The organism is Sphingomonas epibiotica, assembly GCF_039615155.1.
Classification (GTDB): Bacteria; Pseudomonadota; Alphaproteobacteria; order Sphingomonadales; family Sphingomonadaceae; genus Sphingomonas.
The window spans coordinates 23,559-30,931 of sequence record NZ_JBDGHY010000016.1; the positions used below are offsets into that span (position 1 = coordinate 23,559).

General features: G+C 64.5%; 9 protein-coding genes. 5 read left to right on the forward strand and 4 right to left on the reverse strand.

All coding sequences use genetic code 11. From position 1 onward, the window contains the following. Nucleotides 1-621 precede the first annotated feature (621 nt). Nucleotides 622-813, forward strand: coding sequence for a hypothetical protein (locus AAIO73_RS19480; RefSeq protein ID WP_042469189.1), 192 nt, complete (start codon nt 622-624; stop codon nt 811-813). A gap of 44 nt (nt 814-857) precedes the next feature. Continuing rightward, a complete protein-coding gene (locus AAIO73_RS19485) occupies nt 858-2,687 on the forward strand; it encodes a ParB/RepB/Spo0J family partition protein (protein WP_042469188.1) in 1,830 nt (609 codons plus the stop codon). A gap of 166 nt (nt 2,688-2,853) precedes the next feature. Here AAIO73_RS19485 and AAIO73_RS19490 read toward each other — a convergent pair whose 3' ends face one another. From AAIO73_RS19490 to AAIO73_RS19500, 3 genes are all read right to left on the reverse strand, one after another. After that, nucleotides 2,854-3,219, reverse strand: coding sequence for a hypothetical protein (locus tag AAIO73_RS19490; protein ID WP_042469187.1), 366 nt, complete (start codon nt 3,217-3,219; stop codon nt 2,854-2,856). A gap of 5 nt (nt 3,220-3,224) precedes the next feature. Then, on the reverse strand, nt 3,225-3,734 hold the full coding sequence (locus AAIO73_RS19495) for a hypothetical protein (protein ID WP_231738850.1): 510 nt from the start codon (nt 3,732-3,734) through the stop codon (nt 3,225-3,227). Between the two features lie 289 nt (nt 3,735-4,023). Beyond that, on the reverse strand, nt 4,024-4,248 hold the full coding sequence (locus tag AAIO73_RS19500) for a hypothetical protein (RefSeq protein WP_066489291.1): 225 nt from the start codon (nt 4,246-4,248) through the stop codon (nt 4,024-4,026). Between the two features lie 365 nt (nt 4,249-4,613). Here AAIO73_RS19500 and AAIO73_RS19505 point away from each other — a divergent pair, with 365 nt between their 5' ends. The 3 genes from AAIO73_RS19505 to AAIO73_RS19515 all read left to right on the forward strand — a co-directional run bounded on the left by AAIO73_RS19505 (nt 4,614) and on the right by AAIO73_RS19515 (nt 6,678). Further along, a complete protein-coding gene (locus AAIO73_RS19505) occupies nt 4,614-5,000 on the forward strand; it encodes a DUF3768 domain-containing protein (protein ID WP_042469183.1) in 387 nt (128 codons plus the stop codon). Between the two features lie 128 nt (nt 5,001-5,128). Further along, nucleotides 5,129-5,386 carry a hypothetical protein gene (locus AAIO73_RS19510; RefSeq protein WP_042469301.1) on the forward strand — a complete coding sequence of 86 codons (258 nt, stop codon included), beginning with the start codon at nt 5,129-5,131 and terminating at the stop codon, nt 5,384-5,386. Nucleotides 5,387-5,388: 2 nt separating this feature from the next. After that, complete coding sequence (locus AAIO73_RS19515) at nt 5,389-6,678, forward strand: Fic/DOC family protein (protein ID WP_042469182.1); 1,290 nt, start codon at nt 5,389-5,391, stop codon at nt 6,676-6,678. Between the two features lie 452 nt (nt 6,679-7,130). Here AAIO73_RS19515 and AAIO73_RS19520 read toward each other — a convergent pair. Next, the coding region (locus tag AAIO73_RS19520) for a hypothetical protein (RefSeq protein ID WP_345880394.1) at nt 7,131-7,373 on the reverse strand (243 nt) is incomplete at its 5' end.

The window sequence follows — 7,373 nt, forward strand, 5'->3', positions numbered from 1 at the left end:
CGACCGAGATTCTGGCGGCGTCCAAGACAGGAGAGCCCTTCACGGGGCGTCACACGCGTGCGATCATGGCCGGAGGAACGATCGCATTCGAGCGCGGTCGCACTCTCCTACGCATCTGCCAACATCCTCACCGATGATAATGAGCGGGTCTGACGCTTCGGCGGTGAAGACGGCGAAATCCATACCATCAGGCTTGAAGACCCTGCGCGACCCTGACGGGCACGGCCCTATCGGCGCGTTCGCGCCGACCGAGCCACCGTCCCGGCGTCTCGTCCCAAAGGGTAACGATCCTCGCGTGAGGTGTGCCACGTGGCACACCTGCGGACGCGCAAAGATGCGAGACGCTCCCCTGTAGAGCGCCACGGCCCTCCCCCGGAGGCCCGCCAGCGCGGGGAACACCAAGGGCTGCTGCCCTTTCGTTCCCGAAGGAAAATAGACGGCCCCGTGTGGTCCGCCAAGCGCGGCACCCGACGCCCTAAGGGGCGTCGGCCGCGCTAAGGCGGCCTGCCCGCGCCAGGCCATCGATTTTCCTCCTCCCTCCCCATCCCGCTCCTCGCCGGAGAGGCAGACCCGGTTGCTGCGGCAACCGGCTTTCAGCCGCAGGAAGAAGGAGGAAAGAGAATGGCTTACACCCGATACAAGGGCGATCCCTACTGGAAACGGGCCAATGTGGACGGGACCAGCGCGGACGGCACCCCCTACCGCCGTGGCGAGCGCGTGTTCTTCTATCCGCGTTCCGGCGCGACCTACGCAGGGGACGGCGCGGCGCGCGCATCGGCCGAGTTTGACGAACTCGCGAGCCTCGAAGGCTGACCCCTCCCCCATCACCGAACCTTATTCAGATCAGGAGCATCATCATGGGTATCATCACCGTCAAGCTGTCGCAGCTTCGCCTTTCCCCGCTCAATCAGCGGCGCGTGAAGCCTTCCGCCGTCGAGAGCATGGCCGACGACATTGCCGCGCACGGCCTGTTGCAAAACCTTGTCGCCTATGAGGACGAGGGCCTGTTCTATGTGTTCGCCGGAGGGCGGCGCTATCGCGGCCTCAAAGAACTGGCGAAGCGCAAGCAGATCAAGAACAGCGACGCGTTTCCCGTCGAGGTCCGCACCAAGGAAGAGGCCATCGAACTGTCGCTCGCGGAGAACTTCCAGCGCGAGGACATGCACCCGGCAGACAGCATCCGCGCCTTTGCGGCGCTACGCGATACCGGCATGGACGCCGAGGAAATCGCTGCCCGGTTCGGTCAGGCGGTCAGCTTCGTCTATAAGATGCTTCGCCTTTCCGCGCTGGCACCGGCGCTGATCGACCTGATCGCCAAGGACCAGTTGTCGCTTGAGGCGGCGCGCGCGCTCACCCTCACTGACGACCACGACCAACAGGTGAAGGTATGCAAGGCGGCGAACGGCCACGCCCACACCATCCGGCGGATGCTCACCACCGAGAAGGTGGACACCACCAGCGGCGCGTTTATCTTCGTCGGGCGCGACGCCTACGAGGCGAAGGGCGGGACGATCACGGTAGACCTGTTCAGCCAAGGGGCCGAGGGGTTTGCCGACCATCCCGAGCTTGTGCAGGAACTGGCGGAGGACAAGCTGGACGGTATCGCCGACGAGTATCGCGCGATCGGTTGGCATGAGGTCCGCGCCACGCTGGACCGGCCCTACGACCTTTACATGAAGGGCAGCCTGTATCCGGCCACGCGCGAGCCGACCGAGGACGAGGCCGCGCGGATCGAGGCAATCGACGTCGCTATCGAACAGATCGCCGAGGCCGAGGGCGAGGACAGCGACCGCATCGCGCCGTTGTCCGATCAGCGGGATGCGATCACTGAGGGCTTGCGCGGGTTCAATGCCGAGCAGGTCGCGGTCGGGGGCGTGGCGCTCTGGGTTTCGCATGACGGATCGCTCGGCAAGAGCTTCTATCGCGCGAAGGCCGAGCCGAAGCCCAAGGCGAGCAGCGGCGAGCCGCAGCCGCTCTACAGCAACAGCCTTGTTGCAGACCTGTCGCGGATCAAGACCCGCATCGTGCAGGAGGCGGTTTCAGCCGACCCGGCGCTGGCGCTGGATGTGCTGCTGGACAGCCTTGCGGGTCAGCTACTCCACGGCGCGCACAGCTATCAGATGGCGATAGACGTGCAGGCCAAGACCATCGCGACCGATGTTGCCGACGACCTTATGGCGACCAGCGACGTGCGGGAGGTCGAAGAAACGATGGCCGACCGCTTCGCATCGGTCCCAGCAGATGGCCGGTTCGAGGTCATTCGCGCCATGAGTCACGACGACAAGATGGCGCTACTCGCCGGATTGGTGGCGATGACGGTGGACGGCACCTTGTTCGCAGGCGGTGCCCCCGGTGCGCGTCACCATCACTTTGAGCAGGTGGCCCGCGCGACAGGCGTGGACATTGCGACCCGCTGGCAAGCCCCCATCGCCCTGTTCGACAAGATGCGCCGTGCGGCCCTTATCGACCTACTCCGCGCCGAATGCGGCGATGCCAGCGCCGACAACTGCGCAACCATCAAGAAGAAGGCAGACTTGGCGGTCAACGTGTCGGGGCGGCTCGCTTCGCACTGGCTTCCCGCGCCGATGCAGATCGGGGCGTTCGACCAGCCCGAGCGGCACGAACTGGACGATCCCGACGCCGATGCCTTCGATGGCGAGGACATGGAGGCCGACGAAATGGCGTAAACGGATACGGGGGGCGGTGATAATCACCCCCTTTTCTCGACCAACCGCCCAGCATCAGCCCCCTCGCCGGCGCGACAGCCATGCTCTGCATGGCCGTCGCGCGCGCTGCCCTTGCAGATCAGCGCACGCCGCCCGCCCACAAGGGACGGGCGGCGCGATGGCGAGTTTAATCGTAATGCGGGCCATCTACGTGAGTGCCGCTCAAATCGACGCCGCGCCGAACTGCCACGAGGTCGAAACGCTTGAAAAATGCGAGCGCTTCCCCCGGCGTGATGCGCAATTCGACAGCACGCACCTCTGCCGGGGCTGGCTCAAACTCAGCAGACCGAAGAAGATAAGCCACCAGCGACACATCGGTCACGGGTGTCCCCTGGTTCTCCCCAGAAGCGATCCTGAATCCAATGACACGCTCGTCGCTTTCAGCTTTTCCCAAAGACACCAGATGGCCGGCAAGCGCGACATTATCGGAAATGTCCGCGGCAACGGTTCCCTTGAAGTCGTTGTATTGGACGCCAGCGTTGAAGGTATCCATTGCTATCACTCCATTCTGCTATTCGCGTGTGAGCCGCGCAGCCCGTCACCCAAGCTGATACTACGACCGCCGCCATTCCTCACCAAGATCGCGCGTGGTTCGAACCATGCGAACAGATCGCCCAAGGCCCGACGTCTGTAAGCATTCAGCCATCGCCGGCGCCGATGTTCGGCCGCGTCATGGATCATATGGCATCGCTGGCAGAGTGCAGCCAAATTGCGTGGTGCGTTGTCGGTGGGGTCATGGTTCAGATGCGCACACGCGATATAGACCCGCGTGATGCGCACGATCGTCGCCACGTCCGACTTAGGCGCACGCACCCGGCGACCGCGCCCGTCGCGCCATTGGTGGCGATCAGCGTCCCACCAGCGTCCGTCACCCAAGTGGAACACCCGCCGGCCGTGCGGGCGCTGGCAATGCTCGCAGCGCCCCTTGGCGCGGCCGAACCGGATCAGCCTCGACAACTCAGGCCAGTCGATCGGGTAGAGCCAGCGATGTTCGGCCATGATCGGCATGACGATTCTATGAGTCAGCCGAGTCGAGAACGAAAGCAGAAAATCGGCTAGCGGTCCGCCCCGTGGGCGGGCGTTGGTTTGTAGAGGCAGTCCGTCAGTCTCCGCCCATCGTGAGGGGCGCGGAACGCCGCCTCAAGGATCAGCGGTCCCCCCAATTTGCTGCGCAAATCGGCTCCCCCGCTGCCCGGCAAGCCGGCCGCTGGCGCGGTCCTATGACCCGGCGTTCCGCGCCCCTCCCGCCGTCGTCGCCAATCACGGCAACACGGAGGTTTCCATGTCCCATCATCGCCTATTCGCGCAGCTCGCCTTCGAGCGCGCGCTGGGGATGGCCGCGCTGAACGCGCTGGTCCAGGCCGTCGTCGAAAGCGACCAGTTCCGCGCCGATGGCCGCGATCGTGACCCGCGCCACTTTTGGGTTCTCGCCGGAGACCTGGAGGAGGTCGTGCAGGATCGCATCCGCGACGTTCTCGATGGTCCCGGTCTCGGTGTTGTCGAGCGTGGCGAGCTGTTCCATCAGCCGCGTATCGTCGATCTGGTGATCGCCGCCCGCGACGCACGCAACGCGCCCTCCTGACGGGGGCGCGCTTGCGCGCGATAGTGCCGTGCGGAGATCCGCACCGCGCAACTCTCGCCGATCGCGATGCGCGCGACCGGCGCTAGGGGAACACCAAGGGCGCTGCCCTTTCGTTCCCGAACGACAATCGACCGCCCGTGTAATCCGCCAACCGCGGCACCCGTCGCCGGAGGCTTCGGCCGCGCTAGGCGGCTCGCCCGCACCAGCGGTAGATTCTCGCTCCCCCTCCCCATCCCGTCCTCGCCGGACAGGCAGGGCCGTGAGGCCGAGCGGCCTTGCGGCCCATGCCAGAAGGAGGATCAGTGATGTGCAGCCCCGAACAACTCGACACCATCCGTCGCCTTAATGACCTAGCCCGGAGCCAACCGGGCACCGCATCCATCGCCAACGTCACGCTGGGTTTCCAGTCTCTCCCCGACGCGGATCGCTTCGCGGCGCTGGCGGCGATCGTCGGCTTCTCGCAATTCACCGGCGACAACGATCCTCACGGAGAACATGATTTCGGCGCGGTTTATCGGCTCGCGACGGGAACGTGGACGCAGGAGCGACCGAGCGACGACAAGGCAATCGCCGAAACCGTTTTCTGGAAGGTGGACTACTACGACAACACGCTTACCTATGGCAGCGAAGCGCCGTGGGATGAGCAACAGACCAAGCGCGTGCTGACGATCATGCTCGCGAGCGAATACTGACGTCCCCGGCGTGCGATCCGCGTTCAAGCGAGCGCGGATCGCGACGCACCGACCGGCTCTTATCGCACGTGATTTGTTGAGGAATCGCGTTGGAAGGCGTAGGGTTATGAGCAGAAAGGATGACCGCGATGGCCCAGATCGATCTTGAAACGCTGCGCGAGCGCATCCGCCAGATGGATTTCGAGCGCGGCAGCCCTGAACAGGTTGCGCTTTGGCGCGAGGACGTAGCGGAAGCCCGTGCCAATCTCGTTATCGAGGATATGACCCCGACCATCGACGAGGACGCGATGTTCTCGATGATGCTCGACGAGGGCGTTCCGCCCGCCCTCATGCCCTCGATTATCCTCAGTCTCTATCAGCCCGGAACCCGCCAGATCGCTGCCTGACCTTGGCAAGCGATCCTTATACATATCCCGGCACCGAGACGCTTCGTAACCGGCTCGGGATTACGGAAGACAAAACGCTTACCGAGGCCGAACGACGACTGACGCAGGCGCGCGGCGCGGAGGCTGCGCGCCTGACCTTTCCAGCCACCGCCGACGGCTACCGTGCCCTTCACAAACACCTGTTCCAAGACCTCTACGATTGGGCAGGCCAGGACCGCACCGTCAACATCGCCAAGGGCGGATCGAGCTTCGCCGCCGTCCCCTACATCGCGCGCGAACTCGACAAGCGGTTCGCCGAGGTAGGAGCGCAGAGCGGCTTGCGGGTGCTTCCTCGCGACGAGTTTTTCGATCGGCTCGGCAACCACATCAACGAGATCAACGCCATTCATCCCTTCCGCGAAGGGAACGGGCGCACCATGCGCCACCATGCCGCCCAGCTCGCCCGCGAAGCCGGCCACCCGATCCGCATCGCCGCGATCGACAAGGACCGTTGGATGGAGGCGTCCCGTCACGGCTTTCTTACCGGCGATCATCGCGGAATGGCGGCGGTTCTCTCCGCAGCGGCGATCAAGCGCGACCTCGCGCCCGAGGCGCGGATTGGCCCCGCAGGGATCGCCATGCTCCCCAAGCGCGCGCCGCCCGAGGGGCAACGCTACCGCGTGACGCTGACCAAGGCGCGCGAGGAGCTGGAACGCTATTTGCCGGCCGCTCGCCAACAGGCGGCCGATCGGCTGCGTGGGTTGATTAAGGAGGGTGCCCCCTCCCCCGCCATCGCCAACGCGCGCACCGAACTCGCCTATGTCCGCCATGCCAAAGGGCCGATCTATCAATCGCACCTTCTCACCTATCTAGGTGTCCGTCAGGTCGATGCCGTCGTGACGCCGCAGCAGACGCCGTTGGAGCGCGTGCGGGAGATCGGCGCAGCACTCGGTGTTCAAATCAACAACCAGCAGCCGGCCCAGCTCCAGCGCGCCGTGCGGTCGCTGGAGCGGCCGATCCTGCCCCCTGGTCACTCGCCGGGGCAGGAGCGGCTTGCCGAGCTGTTCCTGAAGAACACGCCGGAGAAGAACCAAGCCGATCCGCGCCTTGCGCCCGCCCAGGCAATCGTCGACGCGGCCATGAAGACCGCGCGCGATCGGGGCGAGAGCGCGCGCATGGTCGGAGCCATCGCGGAGTCGACGCGCCAGCTCGTCGCCGATCGGATCAAAGCGGGCGGATCGCTGGACGTCAAAATCGGCCGCGCGACCCCGGCGCAAGCGCCAGCACCGCGCGATAAGGACCGGAGTCGCTGACAGCTTTTGGAGGACGGGGGAATGTGCAATCGGTTGTGTGATTGCGGTCCCCGCCGCAAGCGGGAACCGGATTGTCAACGCAAGGAGATGCGGTCGTGAAACCTGATACGGTCACCGTCACAGATGAAACGTGAGTTGTCACCTTCGTGTCGAATATCTCAAAGTGCCTGCTTCCGGCATTCAGAATTGATATCAACCCTCCATGCTTCAAAGAACTTCATTTCCGGGTTGGGAAATATCAGATCGAGAGCGCAAAATACTCACGCTAAACTTTTATTGCGTTCTCTTGATTAAAACCGCGTAGTCGCGATTTTTGACATCCATGATCCGTCTTGCTCGGTCTTAACGTCAGCGGCAGGGATCGAACCCGCACCCCATTGCCGGGGATCGCTTTAGCGATACGTCTGCCAATCCTGGGGATGAGACCTCCCCGGTGCCGCGCGAAGTCTTCCCTACCGAGAAGAAGACCCCTCGGTGCGCCTGGGCGTGCGGTGATCGTCGCCGGGCAACCGGCCATTGGAGCCGGTCACGATGGAATGGGGCTTCGCGATCCAGGCGCCGAGCAAGCGCGACCCGGTCGTGAAGCTGGACAAGTATGTGACCCATGGCCGCAACCTCGCTTCATCGATGTGGAAGCCGTGTAAGCGTCCGGTGAGCCGCGTGTTGCCCCGCACGGCGTAGCCGTCGATGTCCGG